We start from the raw sequence: 17364 nt of genomic DNA on the forward strand, positions 1-17364 counted from the left end.
ACATTTTTCAAATTTGAATTTAAGGCAAACAATATGAAAGCATACGGAGCAGAATTTATTGGGACCTTTTGGTTAGTGCTAGGCGGTTGCGGCAGCGCTGTTCTGGCGGCTGGCTTTCCTGGTTTGGGCATTGGTTTTGTTGGCGTCTCTTTGGCATTTGGCCTCACGGTATTGACGATGGCATATGCGATTGGCCACATATCTGGTTGCCATTTGAATCCGGCGGTATCCGTTGGACTTTGGGTAGGCGGTCGTTTTCCGGCTAAGCAAGTGATCCCTTACATCGTTGCACAAGTCATTGGTGGTCTGGCGGCGGGCGGTGTTCTGTATTTAATCGCCAGCGGCAAAGCTGGTTTTGATGTGGCTGGCGGTTTTGCATCAAATGGTTTTGGTGAACACTCCCCGGGTCAATACACGATGGTTGCGGGCTTTATCTGCGAAGTGGTGATGACCATGATGTTTTTGTTCATCATTCTTGGTGCAACAGATAAACGTGCGCCAGCAGGTTTTGCACCGCTGGCAATCGGTTTAGGTCTGACCTTGATTCACTTGATCAGCATTCCGGTGACAAACACTTCCGTCAACCCTGCACGCAGCACCACAGTCGCGTTGTATGTGGGTGACTGGGCTGTTTCGCAATTATGGATGTTCTGGGTTGCACCTATCATTGGCGCAGTGCTTGGTGGATTGATCTACAAATTTATCGGCAGTGACAAGTAATATTTAAATCCTGGCGTTTGCTTTAAAACGCGGAACACATTAAAAAAGCCCAGCGCTACTTATTGAGCGCCGGGCTTTTTAACTCTCTTATTGATACGGATCATGCTCCAAAAAATGGTCGATCCTGAAAAAATAATCCTTTCAAACGCTTGCGATAAATCGCCATCAGCAGCGCCATCAATACAACAAGCAGGTTGAAGCCGAGAATTTTGCTACCGCCAAGATCAACAAATGGAATAGCGTTAGAAGGCATGGTCGCGGCATTGAGGCCATGATCATAACTGGCACCAATCACTTGACCAGCATTATTAATCGCATTGGTCAGGTAAAGACTTTTACCACTAGGATGCATAGTAATTTTGTTGTCACGCCAGACAAAGGTGTAACGTATATCGGCAAGATCAACAATACCAACCACATGACCTTCTTTATTGATGCCAGTGGCAAAACTATCGCCATAGCCAATTTTTTCACCGAGATCGATCATCTGTTTGCCGTCATGAACAAACGCATGCCAGCGACGATCTTTGGTTTCTGCTGTTCCAACCACAACGCCCTGATCGTTGATGCCTGTGGCGGAGCTATAGCGACCACCCAGTGTTCCAAGATCTTTCATGCCGGTCGTTTTGTCGTATAAAAACGCATGGCGTGATCCATCTTCAGTCGTCGCTGTGCCAGCTACCTGCCCCTGATTATTGATTCCGCCTGCATAGCTCACTTTACCACCCAGGGTGCCCAGATCTTTTAAAGCCTCTCCCGGTGTGTACAAAAAGGCGTGCCAATCACCATCGACGGTGTCAGCAAAACCTGTGGCGACACCCTCGTCATTAATAGCAACACCGCAGCTGTTTGGGCCGCCTAATGTGCCAATCTCTTGTTGATGATGGTTACGATCACGGATAAATGCGCTGGCAATGTTGCCGATTTTTGAATAGCCAATTACCTCACCACGGTCGTTGATGTGCTTGGCTTCGCTTTCTGTTTCTCCAGGAAGCTCTAGCTTGATCAACTGACCTTTGTCATAGAAAACAGCATGCGGCGTACCATTTTTTTCTTTGATAACAGCAGCAATCTGACCGGACGCATTCATGTCGTAAGCGATTGACTCACCATACTGCTGACGCGAAATACCGACCGAATTGCTGATAGCAAAGGCTTCACTACTCAATACAACTAACGACAATAAAGCAAACCGGAATAAACGGTGATGCATGCGATTCTCCTTTTTTTGAGCGAAGTACTGATCAATATCTTGGACAGCACAAACAGCGAAAGAAACAGCAAATGCGAGCGAACAACTTTTAAGGCGGAAGCAACAGCGAAACGAACTGAGCGCAAATGCGCTCAGTTGATGGTGAAGAAAAAAATTAAGGTTGAACGGTATTCATCAATTGCAAGTTAAAGCGCAAATTTTCTGCGGCTTTGTCCTGGTCGCGCAATTGTCTACGCAAACTGTTACGTTCGTCATCGGTTTTGGCTTCGGATAATCTTCTCTCAAGATCACGGGAAGTCGAGGCAATATTACTTAATTGTTGGTTGATATTGTAGATCTGGTAGGCACGATCAAACGCCATCACAAAGCCAGGTTCACCAGCTTGTCCAGCGCAGGCATCACGTTTAAAACCGTTGCCATCCATACCTTCACGCCAACCACGTTGTGGCGTGCAGAAAGTCGCTATACCCTGATCCCATCCATAGTAATAGGCACTAGGACTAGGCGTTACGCCCACTTTAGCGCAATCTTTGGTGTAATCCGCCAGATTGGATCTGGACTCGCCCTTAGAACCATCTTCTCGTCCTGTACGCGCCCAATCTGCCACCTTGCATTGTTCAGGGCTCATGCTCTCGCAAGCACTGAGTAATAAGGCAGCAGAGGCTGAGAGCACGATAATCGCTGAGCGATAGAAATTGTTAGCCATGATAGTTAATAATAAATAGGTGATGGAACGAGAAAAGCAAAAGATGGCATGAAATTAACAATATTATAATCACGCTTATATCATTGGGGAAACATTTCTTTTTACCCGTCTATGTGCACCACAAAAATCAGATCACTCAACGAATTTCTGGCGCCTGGAATACATCAAAACAAAGGATAAATGAAGCCTTTATAGTAGTTTGGTGGCAATATTGCGTCTATATTGCGTCTATATTGCGTCTATATTGCGTCTATATTGCCACTTTCACGTAGGAGAATTCTATGTTGGGCAAAAAACTTTATCAATTGGGGGCGATTGCGGTACTTCTGTCTAGCTTATGTGCATGCCAAAGCTGGGGAGTCGGCGCTGTTAAACCCGGACAAACTGAAGCCGAAGTGATTGCGCAACTAGGACAACCTACGCATATTTACCGTCTTGGCGACCAACTCACACTGGAATACATGCGCGGTAGAATGGGCCAGGCGACCCATATGGCGATCTTTGGTACAGATGGTAAGCTCATCTCTTACCAACAGGTTTTAACGATGGAAAACTTTTCGAAGATTACCGTTGATGTATCCAATAAAGACGCCGTATTAAGACTCATTGGCGCACCTAGTCTGACTAATTTCTACTCCAGAACCGGACTGGAAGCCTGGTCTTATCCGTTTAAGCAAGACGGCGCATGGAATTTTCTGATGGCGGTGTATTTTGACAGTAACGGTATCGTCAGAAAATTAGAGAACGGCCCCGATCCAGCATTCGATCATGAAGAACGGGGACGTGGCAGAGGCCGCTGACAATGCTACAGTTAATCAATTCGTGAACAGCTAATTTGCCGGAAGCTGCCGCCATTGATTTGCACTGAACGACCAGAATCGGAGACGATTTCTACGGGCAAACTAAAGCCTATATTCGTGCTGATGTCAGCGTAGTTTTCCCATTGTAGTTTGCCATAGTTGACGGTGCCGTTGATCACCCGCCCCGCGGTACGGATCTGAATTTTTTCTCCGCCGTGTTTATAGTAGAGAGAAAATTTTCCGGTGTAACCTGGACATTCAAATTGCGTCATCGGTGCTGGTGCCGGAATAAAACTCTTACCAAAATGCGTGAACACAAAAATCATTAACCCTGTTAGACATAAGCCGCCGATGAGCAGGCCATTTTCACGCAATTTGCGGATTAGACCCGAAGCTTCCGATTGTTCCTCGATAGATTCGTCACCGTCTTCATATTCATCTTCTTCTGACTCATCTTCGTTGATTTCCTCAACGTCTGTCTTTGCGAAAATTGCTGGAGTAGGGAGCACTTGATCTTGTGTTCTTTCAGCATTCAAGCTAATCACACTATGTTCTGCTGCAACCGCATTTAAGGCTACAGTGGGCAATTCTATTGACGTTTCATGGTTCCTGGTTTGTTTTTCTTCACTGGCTTCAGATTCAGCTACTGGCCCCACAGCCTCAGGGTAGTTGTCTGCAACTGGCGTTTGCGTCATCGCTAAAATTCGCGCCGACATATCTGCTTTTTTATGGCTGTCCAAATTGATGCCCCACGCCTGCCTCAACTCTTTTACGATGCGGCTTTGCATCAAAACAAAAATAGCGGACAGCAAAGGCATGACGATCGTCAGTCCTGGCGATTGGGTATTGATCCAATCTGCAATCAATGGGTCAGCAACCGCAATATCCCCTGCGATCCAACCTAATAAAGCAGCCACAGCTGGAACCAAAATCGGGTAACGGTTCAATAAACCAGTAACAAAAAGGCTGCCATACATCAATAAGGGGATACTCAACAACAAACCGAACACTAAAAATGAGACATTGTCTTGTGCCACCGCAGCCAGCGCGACCACGTTATCCATACTCATCACCAGATCAGCAACCACCACAATGCCAACCGTAGACCATAAACGGTTTGTCGCATCCTGTTCAGATTCATGATTGAAGGTTTCACCATCCAGGCGATTTTGCTCGTCATCCACCAGCAACTTGAGCGCGATATACACCAGCGCGACGCCACCGATCAGGCGTAAAGAAGGCACCTGTAACAAGAAGCTGACGACCGTGGTCAGAACCACTCGTAAGAAAAACGCAAACCCAGTTCCTAGCAGAATCACCTGACGCATTTGCTTTTGCGGCAAGCGGCGACACGCGAGTGCAATCAACACAGCATTATCACCGCTCAATACCAGATCGAGAAAGAACACCTGTAGCGTCATCGCTATCGCGTGCATGATGCCATCAAATCCCATCACTTCTCCTTTGGATTGCCATCATCGAAACATGTATCATGTAAAAATTCCTGCTATCCCGGCATAGAGCCCAAAACCTGCGGTCAAGACAAAAAGTACCGCCACCAGTTTTGCGTAAAACCCTTGTAAGCGTAACGCTTGCGGTAGCTCTGTACGGGCCAGAGAATACAAAAATCCTAGTACGATCGGCAACAAGAGTGCATTAATGACCCCCGTCGCAATCGATAAATGAATCAAATTAATGCCAGAACAAACCAGTAAGCCGCCAGCGACTAACATGACAGCAAATGCCACGTAAAACCATGGTGCCTCCCGAGGATGTTGTTCCAAAGAGTGACGGACACCAATCACTTCACCGACCGACCATGCAGCCGTCAGGCACACAACAATGGTAGCGACCATGGCGCTGCCAGTCATGCCAATCACAAATACAATATGCCCGACCGTATGTCCCAGCACCGCCGTAAAAGCATCGGCAATTTGCGGCACGGTTTCCAGCGTCACACCATGTTGACCAAAAGAAGCGGCAGCGGCCACTAGTACTGCAGCCTGTACTAACTGGCACAAGGTTGCCCCGATCGCTGTTTCTGCTCTGGCAATTTTTAAATGAGATAAAGACAAGCCCTTATCAAGCAGCGCAGATTGCTGATAAATCAAGGTCCAGGGCATGATGCTGGTGCCCAGATTGGCCGCCATTAAATACAAAAACCGGTTATCTCGCATCGGCATTTCTTGTATTTGCTGTACTAGTTGTGTCATATCCGGATGGGCTTTCCACGCCACCAAAAGAAATGCCAGACCAAACAAACCAAACAGAATCGCAATTTTTTCAACGGAGCGATAGGAGCCTGTCCACATCATCGTAAAAATCAACACCACCACGATAGAAATGGTTTGCCAGATCGGAATGTTTAACAACTGTCCTGCCCCAGCCAACCCACTCATCTGCGTCAACAAAGCACCAAAACAACTAATGATCAGCGTCGACAAAGACAGAAACGCCATTCCACGTCCAAAGCGTTGACGAATTAGCTCGCCGTAGCCTTTACCCGTTCCCAATGCCAACCTGATCGATAATTCTTGCGCAATGTATAGCAGAGGAATCAGTATCACTTGCATCAATAGCAAACGATAACCCCACTCGGCTCCGCTTTGTGCTGCGGTGATCAAGCTACCGGCATCGGCGTCAGCGAACATCACCACCAAGCCGGGGCCGACCGTCATGGCGATGCGTAAAAAGCGTTTGCTGAGATTAGCTTGAGTTGACATCTGACCTGTTAAAAAGAGAAAGCCGAAAAAATAAAAAACGTTAATGCCCAGCTATTAATGCCCAGCTATTGATTAACGCTTCGCATTCGGCGCCTCTACCGGGCCAGTTTTGAAATCGCGTAAAAATTCTGCATCTGGCGACAACACCAATGTTGGCGCAGAGTCAGCCAATGACGTGCGATAGGTTTGCAACGAGCGATAGAGTTTATAAAACTTAGGATCTTTACCGAAGGCGGCCGCAAAAATCTGATTCGCCTGTGCATCGGCTTCACCACGTGTGATATTACTTTGACGTTGCGCTTCGGACAAAATAATCGCCCGTTCACGATCGGCGGATGCCTGAATTTGTTGTGCCCATTCAAAACCTTGCGCACGCAATTCTTTGGCTTCACGTTCACGTTCAGATTTCATCCGGTCATAAATCGCCTGACTCGTTTCCAAAGGCAAGTCAGCACGATGAAAACGTACTTCCGTCACTTCTATACCCAGGGGTTTAGCTTTTTCTATGACTTCTTTTTGGATACGTTCAACAATCTTAGGACGTTCTTTTGAGAGCAATGAGGGCAGCACGACCTGCCCTAATTCGCGGCGTAGCGACGAGCTCACCAATTGAGATAATTGCGTACCGGCTTGATCAAAAGTACGTACTGACTGATAAAAACGCAGAGGATTCACAATACGGAAATGGGTATAGGTTTCGACTTCGATCCGTTTTTGGTCGCCCAAAATAACTTGTTCAGAACGCGGTGTCAGCGTCTGCAAACGACGATCATAGTAGATCACCGTATCGAGCATAGGAATCTTGGTTTTCAAGCCCGGCTCACTGACGGCGCCCAGCGGTGCGCCGAGGCGCACGACCAGAGCTTGCTGATCTTCACCAACGGTATAAAAAGCCGAAGATAACAATGACAAGCCAAGCAATACCGAGAAAGCGGCACCTAGTCTGAGCGTATTTTTATTCATTTTTTAGTCTCGCCACTGGTTGCAGTATTGTTTGCATTCGTCGTGCTGTTCGCATTTTTTTCAGACACTGACATGTAAGGCACAACGCCAGAAACACCTTTACCGGAAGAATCAATGATCACCTTGCCAGATTTTTTCAATACCGCATCAACACTTTGAAGATATAAGCGCCAGGCGGTAACGTCTTTGGCTTGCGCGTAACTCTGATAAACCGACAAGAAGCTTTTAGCTTCACCTTCGGCTAAATTGACAGCCTGTGTTTTATAGGCTTCGGCATCCTGAATGATATGAGAAGCCTCACCACGTGCGCGCGGCAAAATGTCATTGTGATAGGCTTCAGCTTCATTACGCGCGCGCTCCTGATCGGCGCGTGCACGTTGCACATCGTTGAATGCATCGATGACCGCAACGGGTGGATCGACTCTTTGCAATTGCACCTGCGTGACGTAAATACCAGAGAGCTCGTTATCAAGCAGAACCTGCAATAGCTGTTTGGTTTCATCTGCAATTTGCTGACGCTTGTCAGACATTGCTGCCTGAATCGGGGTACGTCCAATCACCTCACGCAAAGCGCTTTCGGCAGCAATCTTTATCGCTTGTTCGGGATTTTTGATCTGGAATAAATAGCGCCCAGCATCTTTGACTTTCCAAAAAACCACGCAATCGGCTTCGACGATATTTTCATCGCCAGTCAACATCTGATCGTCATGCGAATTGGAACTATCGGCAGAACTGGCGCGTGTACGTCCCAACTTTAATTCATTGACCTGTGTCACTTTCGGAAAAAGTACGGTATCAAACGGATACGGCAAATGATAATGCAGGCCAGATTCGGTGGTATCTATCCATTTGCCAAAACGCAGAACCACCCCTTGCTCTTCCGGTTGAACTTTGTAGATACCTGAAAATATCCATGCCACGCCGATTAAAGCGGCGATCAATCCCAAGCCCTTGGCATTGAGGGCAATATAAAACCGTGCTGCTTTCATCTGCACGGTCTGCATCAAAGTATCTACCTTCGATAATTCAGGTGACGCAGCTTGCTGCTCTTCGGGTGAAGCTGAAGACATGATGGATTCCGTTTCCTTGAAGCATAGAATGGTGACGAGCCACTATCATAAACAAAAAATCAATTAAATCGGGCAAAACAGGTGCTGGCCAATGTAAAAGCCGATTTTTTTCTGTTTGTCGTAGGGAAATTCGCTTCCTGCACGGATAGCTTGCCAGACAACAGACTGATAGATCCTGCATGCCTTTCGATACCTTGGCGTGATGGATGTCAAACTATCTTAAGAGCAAGCATCTTACTACCCTACTGTTTCAGTGACAACCGGACAACAGTCCATTTGTGGTCTTGCTTTACTTGATCTTGATCAGGATCAAGTAAGCATTTCTATTCGCTGGCAATTATGTGGGCAGGTGCAACCCGCCAATTTCTGCCAAAACTAGGTGCGGCGCAGGTTGCGGCCACCGACAACTACTACATATATCAGCGACGTGATCACGACTAAACAGCAGCAAAGAAGATCAAAAAATCGAGCGTGCCGTTAAGGTCGTAAAACGTTCTAAAGCATATGTCCCGGCTAAAGAATTGCCAGTCGCATCCAATCCTGGCGACCACACGGCAACCGCCAATTCTCCTGGTACCAAGGCAAGAATTCCACCGCCCACGCCACTTTTTGCAGGCAAGCCAACACGGTAGGCGAAATCTCCCGCGGCATCGTAGGTGCCACAAGTCAGCATCAAAGCATTGAGGCGTTTAGCTGAACTTGGATCAAGAATGGAAGTATCGTTCCACGGAATCGTGCCGTGTTGTGCCAGAAAACTGCCAGCTTGAGCCAGTTCGGTACATGTCATGGTGATAGAACATTGGCGGCAATAGCTATCGATAACCAGATCGACCGGATTATGTAAGTTTCCAAAATCCTTCATCAGATGCGCTATCGCATAGTTACGGTGCGCTGTTGCGCGTTCTGACTCTGCGACAGCTGGGTCAAAATCAACGTTTGCCTGCCCTGAGATCATCCGGGCAAATTGCAACACAGCGATATCTGATTGCACAAACCGGGAAGACAAAATGTCACTGATTACCAAGGCACCAGCATTGATAAAGGGATTTCTGGGCTTCCCTTTTTCATACTCAATTTGCACCAAAGAATTAAACGGATTACCTGATGGTTCTCGCCCGACACGCGCCCAGATGCTATCGCCCTCGCGTGAAAACGCCAGCGCCAGTGCAAACAGCTTGGTAATACTTTGCAATGAAAACTTCTTTTCGGCATCGCCAATGGCGTAAGTCGTGCCATCAAGGCAATAAATCGCCATGCCGAATTGCTGCGGATCAATGGTCGATAACTGCGGAATATACGATGCAACCCGACCTTGAGACAGGAGCGGCCGCACTTCTGCATAAATGGTTTGCAATATAGCTTGGTAATCTGGGGTCATTCCATTGGATCTTTCTTTGCAAATTTTGACGGCCAACATCAACGATCAAGATTGATACCGACGACTTGCAAAGTATCCCATTTAACTACAAATTTTATTTCGAAATCTCTGAATTAGCGCCTGTAAAAAATTCTGTTTATACCAAGCTTTCAAGTGTAAAACCTTCATCAAGCCAACCGGTAATCCCACCAGGCATCGTTTTAACTGCTCTGCCTAGCTTCGCCAGTCTGATCGCGCCTCGGATTGCGCCATTGCAGTGGGGACCGGCGCAATAAGTGACGAACAATGTGTCTTCTGGATATTCAACGAGTTTCGAAGTAACAATTTTGCCGTGCGGCAGATTAATCGCTCCAGCAATATGTCCTTTTGCATACATACCAGGACTGCGCACATCGAGTAACACGAAATCTTGATTGTCGCTGGTCAGCGCATCATGAACGTCCCAGCAATCAGTTTCAAATTCGAGTAATGCAGAAAAATGCGCCAATGCGGTCACACTATCAGCAGCAGCAACTTCAGTAACAAAAGACATAGACTGACTCCATAGGTTCAATAAGAGCAATGATACGTAAAATCTTTTAGCGCTATTATCATAGCAGCAGATTCTGCCAAGGAATTATTTGCAACATAAAACCTTTCGCTGATATGGAACAGAAACCTACAACCAAATCGGGTATATCATCGTGCAAATCTTAAGAAGTCGCTTTGACTAACAACCCATGGGCATTTTTTACACACCAATTGATGCTGCCTTTGATCTGCTGATGATTTTGTTGTCAGTTGTTGTGCTATTCCGAGAAATTAAACATATCCCCTGGAAACTATGGCGAGAGCCCGGCGTATTTTCGGCGTGGTGCGCTAGCCTGATTGTGTTGACGTTAGTTTGGCGTATGCGGGTTCATGTCAACGCAGATTTGCATTTGCACTTACTCGGAGTCGCTATTCTGGCATTGATGTTTGGACGCGCATTAGCGTCTTTTGGGGCTGCCTTAGCGGTGATCGCTTATACCGGTGAATACGACGGGCTATGGCTTAACATCGGCACCAATATCATAATGCTGGCAATTTTCCCGTGCTTTCTCAGCGATTTAATACTCAGAAAAACTCAACGGTATTTACCGCAACACATGTTTGTCTATTTGTTTGGAAATGGCTTCTTTGGCGCATTTTTTGTCAATGCAGCGACAGGATTATTTGCAATCACTGCGCATAGTCTTTTATTGCCCTCCCCTCCCACATCAAACGATGCGTATGCTTACATGCTATTGTTAGCGTGGGGTGAGGCATTTCTGGTTGGTTTTCTGATTACTATTTTTGCGGTGTATAAACCGGCATGGGTCTTCACTTTTGACGATCAGATTTATTTGAGAGGAAAATAAAAACGCGCGATAAAGATGCGCGTTTTTTATTAAAGCTCAAATCATGCGAACACTTCTTCAGCCAAGTTCAGCAAACCAAGCACCAAACGGAGGTAAGTGCAATTGCGTACCTTTCAAGCTTCCAGGCAAACCGACTGCATCCAATTGCATTGCGCCTTCAAATTCAGGCAAATCAAATGCAACGGTCTGATCACTCAGGTTAAATGCAGCGACGATACTCTTGTGCCCAACCAGATCACGTCTTACTGCAAGGATAGGTTCTGGGGCATCATAAAAGAAGATATCACCGAGACTTAACTGAGGATATTGCTTGCGCCAGTGCAGGATGTGGCGTGCGTAATTCAAAGCAGAATCAGCTTGTTGATCCTGCACATTGGCAGCATTCGCCGCATGTTCTGGCGGCACTGGCAACCATGGTTTCGCGCTACTGAATCCCGCATACGGTTCAGAAGCGCTCCATGGCATCGGCGTACGGCAACCATCACGGCCTTTGAATTCTGGCCAGAAAGTGATGCCATAAGGGTCTTGTATGTCTTCGTACGCGATGCTTGCTTCTGTCAGTGCTAATTCATCGCCCTGATACAAGCATGGTGTGCCTTTTAACGCTAATTGCAGAGCTAAGATCATCTTGGCAAATGCTGGTGTAGGATTTTTTCCACCCCAACGCGACATCACGCGTACCACATCATGATTACCAACTGACCACGATACCCAACCACCTTTAACACGGGCTTCAAAGTCTTCCACCTGAGCTCGGATGTATTGCGCAGAAATATCTGCTACCAGCAAATTAAAGCTATACGCCATGTGTAACTTGTTATCATCCGCCGTGTATTCGGCCATGACACCCAGGGAATCATCTGCCCCGACTTCGCCAATGGCGATAGCGCCATATTCATTCAACAATCCACGGATTTTTTCTAAGAACGGTAAATTTTCTGGCTGCGTTTTGTCATACAGATGCGATTGCATACCGTAGGGATTGGTATCTTGTACGGTCTTAGTATCACGATTGGTTGCCGCTGGATTATTACGCAACTGCCTGTCATGAAAATGAAAATTGCACGCATCCAAACGGAAACCATCCACACCGCGCTCTAACCAGAAACGCATACTATCCAGATGTGCTTGCTGCACTTCCGGATGATGGAAGTTTAAATCGGGCTGACTGACTAAAAAATTATGCATGTAGTACTGACGTCGACGCGCATCCCATTGCCAAGCCGAACCACCAAACACTGACAACCAATTGTTTGGAGGTGTGCCGTCAGCTTGTGGATCAGCCCAGACATACCAATCTGCTTTAGGATTATCACGACTCTGACGGCTTTCTACAAACCATGGATGTTGCTCGGAACAATGCGACAGCACCTGATCTATCATAATTTTCAAGCCAAGCGCATGCGCGCGCTCGAGTAGCTGATCGAAGTCTGCCAGCGTGCCAAATAGTGGATCGACATCGCAGTAATCAGATACGTCGTAGCCAAAATCTTTCATTGGCGATTTGAAAAACGGTGAAATCCAAACGATATCGACACCCAATGAGGCAATGTAATCAAGCTTAGCGGTTATGCCTGGTAAGTCACCTATACCATCACCATTACTGTCAGAAAAGCTACGTGGATACACCTGATAAATTACTGCCTCGCGCCACCATTGTGACGCAGGTTTTAACGCTGTTTGAGTAGTCAAAGTAGTCGACATTATTATCCGGAAAAAATTTCAAATTTCAATTTGTGCTGTCAGTGCCAGCGGCTAATAACTTTTCCGTGAGCATCGCTGATACGCCAAGAAAAGCAGGATACTCGGCAGTAATTAAATACGTAGGAATTTGCGCGAGATAATCTGAAAAGCGTCCTTTTGCTTCAAAACGCTGGCGGAATGCCGACTCAAAAAACAACGAACCGAGCTTAGGCACGATACCACCGCCAATATAAACGCCGCCTGTGGCACCCAGAGTCAATGCCAAATTGCCTGCAACCGTTCCCAACATAGCACAAAAATGTTCTACCGCTTGCACGCATAAAATGCAGGATCCATCAATGGCCTGACGACTGATTTCTGCGGCAGATAAGTTATTAACTGGCGCCATTCCTTGGACCTTCTGCAAACTGCGATACAACAATTCCAGTCCCATGCCAGAAATCAAACGCTCCGCCGACACATGGGGAAACTCTTGCCAAATCACTTCAAGAAGGTCCGTTTCTACTTTATTCGCAGGAGAAAAACTGACGTGCCCGCCTTCACTACTTAAAGGTATCCATTGATTCCCATTTGGAATAATACCGGATACACCTAAACCTGTTCCTGGTCCTATCAGCCCGATGACTCTGTCTTTTTGTGCTACACCGCCACCCACTTGCACCCGTTCATCAGGCTCCAAATGCGGCAGCGCCATTGCTAATGCGGTAAAGTCATTCACGACCACCAGGGTTTGCAATTGCAAGGATTGCTTTAAAGCACTGATAGAAAACATCCAGTGATTATTAGTCATGCTGACCACGTCACCGTCTACCGGATTAGCAATTGCGATCGCCGCATGGTCAATACTGCCAGACCAGGCGCTTTTTACTTCGGCACTGGACAAATAATCAATAATTGCCAATTGGGGATCAGCATAGGCTGCACATGCCAGTACCGACACGGCGACAAAGTGATGTGGCTCAAACTCTAACGCAAAGCGCGCATTGGTGCCGCCAATATCTGCCAGCAAGCGCGGCGCATAGGAATGATGTTTTGTTAAATCGTGCACTGGATTTTCACCATCAATGTGATGTCTCTGTTATGTCTATGGTTATGGCAATGCAAGAATGAAGTTGGATTATTGCGCAGCCATATTTTATGTAATATTACTACATAGATTAAATCCAAAGTCTAACATTTTGTAGATTTATGAGTTAGAATTCACAAAAATATGAAGAATAATAATAAAATTTCTGCCATTAAGTAGTAAAAAAGACAATTAATTAATGTAGTTGAACTACTTAATTTAGGAGACGGTAGTGACTTTTAGCAATTCAACTGGCGTTGTTGTACCCGCTTCACATTTCCGCGAACCACCGACGACGCTTACCAACAAGTACTTGCTATCAGGTCTGCTTTTTACGGCGCTTAATCTGCTATTTGCGACACATAACGCTGATGCCGCCAAGCTTTCAGCACCAAGCCTTAGCGATTGCAATCAAGATCAATATCAAACCGTCTTAAGTAAAGCAACCCTTAACGCCAGCGCAGCACGAGCTTATTGGCTGAGCAGCGACACAATACGCTGGCCAGGTAAGCACACAGCCGGCAGCTTCCATTTGTATGCTTCCGATAAAGGACTACTCAACATACGCAACGGTGCCAAGGTAAAAGGCGCCACACAACACATCGATCTACAAATTGGCACGGGAATCAGAGCAACTCAGTCAGATGTACAGACTCGCTTTGCATTTACCGGAAAAGGTATCGAACTTCGATACACGCTCCCAACTGCCACACTGAGTCATTTATTAAAGCAACAGGTCGTATTGGTGCAGGAAAATGAGCAGGGCGATGTTATCGACTTTACCTATATCCAAATCCCAGGAGTGTTAGACGATTTATATCTCGCAGCGAATACCGTCGAGGATTTAGGCGTCAAGGTAAGTCTGAATGCATCTGAAGGCAGGAGGCATATTAAAAAGCCATCTATTTATAGTAAGTTCAAGCTATGGGCTCCAACTGTGCGCCAGATTGCTGTTTGCACCTACAACAGCGGCGACAGCAAGGCCAATACCATCAAGACGATGACGTTTGAATCGAACACAGGCATCTGGGAGGCACTCGCCAATCAAGACTTATCCGGTCAGTACTATAAATATCTGTTGGACGTCTTCATTCCCGGTACTGGCTGGGTACGCAATGCAGTAACCGACCCGTATTCATTGAGCCTGACGACGGATTCTAAACGCAGTTTTATCGCCAACTTAAATAGCCAAGCACTCAAACCAAAGGGCTGGGATGAACAGAGCATTCCAAGTCGCGTACAGCACGCTACCGACATGTCAGTGTATGAATTGCATGTACGTGATTTTTCCGCCAACGATTTAACTGTCAGACCCGATTATCGCGGCAAGTATTTGGCGTTCACAGAGTACCAATCAAACGGCATGAAACACTTAACGGCGCTCAGCAAAGCGGGTATTACGGATATTCATCTGTTACCAGTGTTTGATATTGCCACTATTCCTGAGACGAATTGCAGCAATCCCAAGATCAGCGGCGCACCCGATAGCGAACAGCAACAAGCGATCGTTAATGCTCACGCTACAACAGATTGCTTCAACTGGGGTTATGACCCATTTCATTACAATGCGCCGGAAGGCAGCTATGCCACCAATGCCACCGATGGGGCGACACGCATTCTGGAATTCAGAAAAATGGTGATGGCCCTACATCAAGCCAACCTGCGCGTAGGCATGGATGTCGTCTATAACCACACTGCGTATGCCGGACAGCATGAAAAATCCGTTTTGGATCGTATCGTGCCAGGCTACTACCAGCGACTGACTACAAATGGAAAAGTTGAAGAATCGACTTGCCAGACCTGCGGCAATACTGCCACTGAAAATAATATGATGGCAAAATTAATGAGTGATTCAGTTCGCTTATGGGCGCGCGAATACAAAATTGATTCGTTTCGCTTTGACCTGATGGGACATCAACCACGATCGGTGATGGAAAAATTGAAAGCCAGTTTAGCCAGCGACAATGGACGCCCGATTTTTTTGATTGGCGAGGGCTGGAATTTCGGCGAAGTCGCCAACAATACGCGCTTTGCACAGGCAGCCCAGCTATCGCTCAATGGAAGCGGCATAGGTACATTTAGCGACCGCGCCCGTGATGCCATACGCGGCGCGGGCCGGGATGATGATATCAACAGCATCGTCAACAATAAAGGCTACATTAATGGCCTGGCGGACGGGACGACACCACAACAAGTCGAGCAAACCTTGCGTGCGGCAGACATGATCCGAGTCGGGCTTGCTGGTACCCTCAGTGACTTTGAAATGAAAACTGCACAAGGTCAGCCTCAGAAGCTCAAAGACATCAACTATAACGGGCAACCTGCGGGCTATGCCAGTGAGCCTGATGAAGTGGTTAATTACGTAGAAAACCACGATAATCAGACCTTATTTGATATCAATGCGTTTCGCTTGCCTGTAACCACCAGCCACGAAGACCGGGCGCGCGTACAAGTTCTTGGCTTGGCCTTAACGGCGTTTAGTCAGGGAATCGCGTACTTTCATGCTGGTTCAGACATCCTGCGTTCAAAATCCCTGGATGGAAATAGTTACAACTCCGGAGATTGGTTTAACCGTCTGGACTGGACCTACCAGGATAATTATTTTGGAACCGGCTTGCCGCCAAAACAAGACAATCTGGCACTCTACCCCTTAATGTGCCCGTTGTTAGTCAATGCTAACATTAAACCAAGGCCACAAGATATTGCGTTTACCCGCGACGCCTTCCGTGATCTGCTAAAAATACGCAGCAGCTCAAGTTTATTTCATCTCACCCAAAATACAGATATAAAAAAACGATTGCACTTCTATAACGTTGGAGCAAACCAAAATCCATTGCTCATTATTGGTTTGCTGGACGGAGACCATTTACCGGCAGCGAATTGGAAATCTATCATTTATCTGATCAATGTCAGCCAGACAGAACAACACATAGAAATAAGCGAACTGCAACGCCGCCAGTTTCAATTACACCCTGTGCATCTCGATCCGCAAGCAGGAGATCAACGCATTAAAAAAGAAGCGAAATATTCAGCTCAAGACGGCTTCACAATTCCAGCCCGAAGCGTGGTGGTATTTGTCGAGAAAAATTAGGATAAACAATATCATTTCATCGTGATACCCGTAAAACTTGTACCGAGATACAGTTTATTCAATATAGTCCGGTTAGCGCTGCAAAAAATAGGTGAAATGGCATTTTTATCCAGCTCTTCAGATAAAAAACAAGTTAAATAAATACCACTTTGAGACAATTTAATCATAGCCACATGGAAGGAAACCAGAAAAACTAGTGTCCCTATAAGCCACCTAATAAAGAAAGATAGTAATTTAACATTTATTTAATCAGGTAAAAGAACGCTTATTCGAAAATTACCTGTGTTTGCTACAAAAAATATGAAAACTTTTCAGCCTTAAGGCGAAAATTTTCGCTCAACAGCGGTTATTATTAGCGCCTTCGTATTCTTAGATTGAGGAGACAGTCGGAATGGATTTTTCAGATCGCCAGCAAGAGCCGGGCAAGAAGTTCCTTGGCATGGGGCTGGTATTAGCATTTCACGTAGTGCTGTTGTATGCGCTGCTCAATGGCTTGGGGAACAAGATCGTTCAGATCATCCAAAAGCCCATGGAGACAAAAATAGTGGAAG

The 17364-nt window shown here is 46.5% G+C and carries 14 protein-coding genes; 4 read left to right on the plus strand and 10 right to left on the minus strand.

Features of this window, described 5'->3' with window-relative positions; translation table 11 throughout:
• The first annotated feature begins 33 nt into the window (after positions 1 to 33).
• Positions 34 to 720: an aquaporin Z gene (gene aqpZ / locus H8K32_RS18365; RefSeq protein ID WP_186914018.1), complete on the plus strand. Its 687-nt coding sequence runs from the start codon at positions 34 to 36 to the stop codon at positions 718 to 720.
• A gap of 100 nt (positions 721 to 820) precedes the next feature.
• Here the strand turns inward: aqpZ and H8K32_RS18370 are convergent, their stop codons facing one another.
• A complete protein-coding gene (locus tag H8K32_RS18370) occupies positions 821 to 1933 on the minus strand; it encodes an HAF repeat-containing protein (protein WP_186914019.1) in 1113 nt (370 codons plus the stop codon).
• 154 nt (positions 1934 to 2087) lie between these two features.
• Positions 2088 to 2639 (minus strand): DUF2799 domain-containing protein, encoded by a 552-nt coding sequence (locus H8K32_RS18375; RefSeq protein ID WP_186914020.1) that lies wholly within the window; start codon positions 2637 to 2639, stop codon positions 2088 to 2090.
• Between the two features lie 281 nt (positions 2640 to 2920).
• On the opposite strand from H8K32_RS18375, the gene bamE reads away from it, so the two are divergent.
• The gene (gene bamE, locus H8K32_RS18380; RefSeq protein ID WP_186914021.1) at positions 2921 to 3439 is read left to right on the plus strand and encodes an outer membrane protein assembly factor BamE domain-containing protein; all 519 of its coding nucleotides are present in this window, start codon (positions 2921 to 2923) and stop codon (positions 3437 to 3439) included.
• 11 nt (positions 3440 to 3450) lie between these two features.
• On the opposite strand, the gene H8K32_RS18385 is transcribed toward bamE, so the two are convergent.
• From H8K32_RS18385 to H8K32_RS18410, 6 genes are all read right to left on the minus strand, one after another.
• Positions 3451 to 4893 carry a TerC family protein gene (locus H8K32_RS18385; protein WP_186914022.1) on the minus strand — a complete coding sequence of 481 codons (1443 nt, stop codon included), beginning with the start codon at positions 4891 to 4893 and terminating at the stop codon, positions 3451 to 3453.
• 36 nt (positions 4894 to 4929) lie between these two features.
• Complete coding sequence (locus H8K32_RS18390; RefSeq protein WP_222613186.1) at positions 4930 to 6162, minus strand: NRAMP family divalent metal transporter; 1233 nt, start codon at positions 6160 to 6162, stop codon at positions 4930 to 4932.
• A gap of 72 nt (positions 6163 to 6234) precedes the next feature.
• Positions 6235 to 7125 carry a protease modulator HflC gene (gene hflC / locus H8K32_RS18395; protein ID WP_186914023.1) on the minus strand — a complete coding sequence of 297 codons (891 nt, stop codon included), beginning with the start codon at positions 7123 to 7125 and terminating at the stop codon, positions 6235 to 6237.
• Positions 7122 to 8195: an FtsH protease activity modulator HflK gene (hflK, locus tag H8K32_RS18400; RefSeq protein ID WP_222613187.1), complete on the minus strand. Its 1074-nt coding sequence runs from the start codon at positions 8193 to 8195 to the stop codon at positions 7122 to 7124. The genes hflC and hflK overlap by 4 nt, the downstream gene beginning before the upstream one ends.
• Before the next feature lie 457 nt (positions 8196 to 8652).
• Positions 8653 to 9573 carry a glutaminase gene (locus H8K32_RS18405; protein ID WP_186914024.1) on the minus strand — a complete coding sequence of 307 codons (921 nt, stop codon included), beginning with the start codon at positions 9571 to 9573 and terminating at the stop codon, positions 8653 to 8655.
• A 136-nt stretch (positions 9574 to 9709) separates the two neighbouring features.
• On the minus strand, positions 9710 to 10105 hold the full coding sequence (locus H8K32_RS18410) for a rhodanese-like domain-containing protein (protein WP_186914025.1): 396 nt from the start codon (positions 10103 to 10105) through the stop codon (positions 9710 to 9712).
• Positions 10106 to 10292: 187 nt separating this feature from the next.
• On the opposite strand from H8K32_RS18410, the gene H8K32_RS18415 reads away from it, so the two are divergent.
• Positions 10293 to 10952, plus strand: a complete 660-nt coding sequence (locus H8K32_RS18415; protein WP_186914026.1) for an energy-coupling factor ABC transporter permease — start codon at positions 10293 to 10295, stop codon at positions 10950 to 10952.
• A gap of 57 nt (positions 10953 to 11009) precedes the next feature.
• Here H8K32_RS18415 and H8K32_RS18420 read toward each other — a convergent pair whose 3' ends face one another.
• Together H8K32_RS18420 and H8K32_RS18425 are read right to left on the minus strand one after the other, a co-directional pair.
• Complete coding sequence (locus H8K32_RS18420) at positions 11010 to 12656, minus strand: alpha-glucosidase (protein ID WP_186914027.1); 1647 nt, start codon at positions 12654 to 12656, stop codon at positions 11010 to 11012.
• 25 nt (positions 12657 to 12681) lie between these two features.
• Positions 12682 to 13704 carry a glucokinase gene (locus H8K32_RS18425; RefSeq protein ID WP_343068076.1) on the minus strand — a complete coding sequence of 341 codons (1023 nt, stop codon included), beginning with the start codon at positions 13702 to 13704 and terminating at the stop codon, positions 12682 to 12684.
• 250 nt (positions 13705 to 13954) lie between these two features.
• Here H8K32_RS18425 and H8K32_RS18430 point away from each other — a divergent pair, with 250 nt between their 5' ends.
• Positions 13955 to 16813: an alpha-1,6-glucosidase domain-containing protein gene (locus H8K32_RS18430; RefSeq protein ID WP_343068077.1), complete on the plus strand. Its 2859-nt coding sequence runs from the start codon at positions 13955 to 13957 to the stop codon at positions 16811 to 16813.
• Positions 16814 to 17364: the final 551 nt, after the last annotated feature.

Source organism: Cognatundibacterium jejuense, from assembly GCF_014284255.1.
GTDB classification, from domain to species: Bacteria; Pseudomonadota; Gammaproteobacteria; order Burkholderiales; family Burkholderiaceae_D; genus Undibacterium; species Undibacterium jejuense.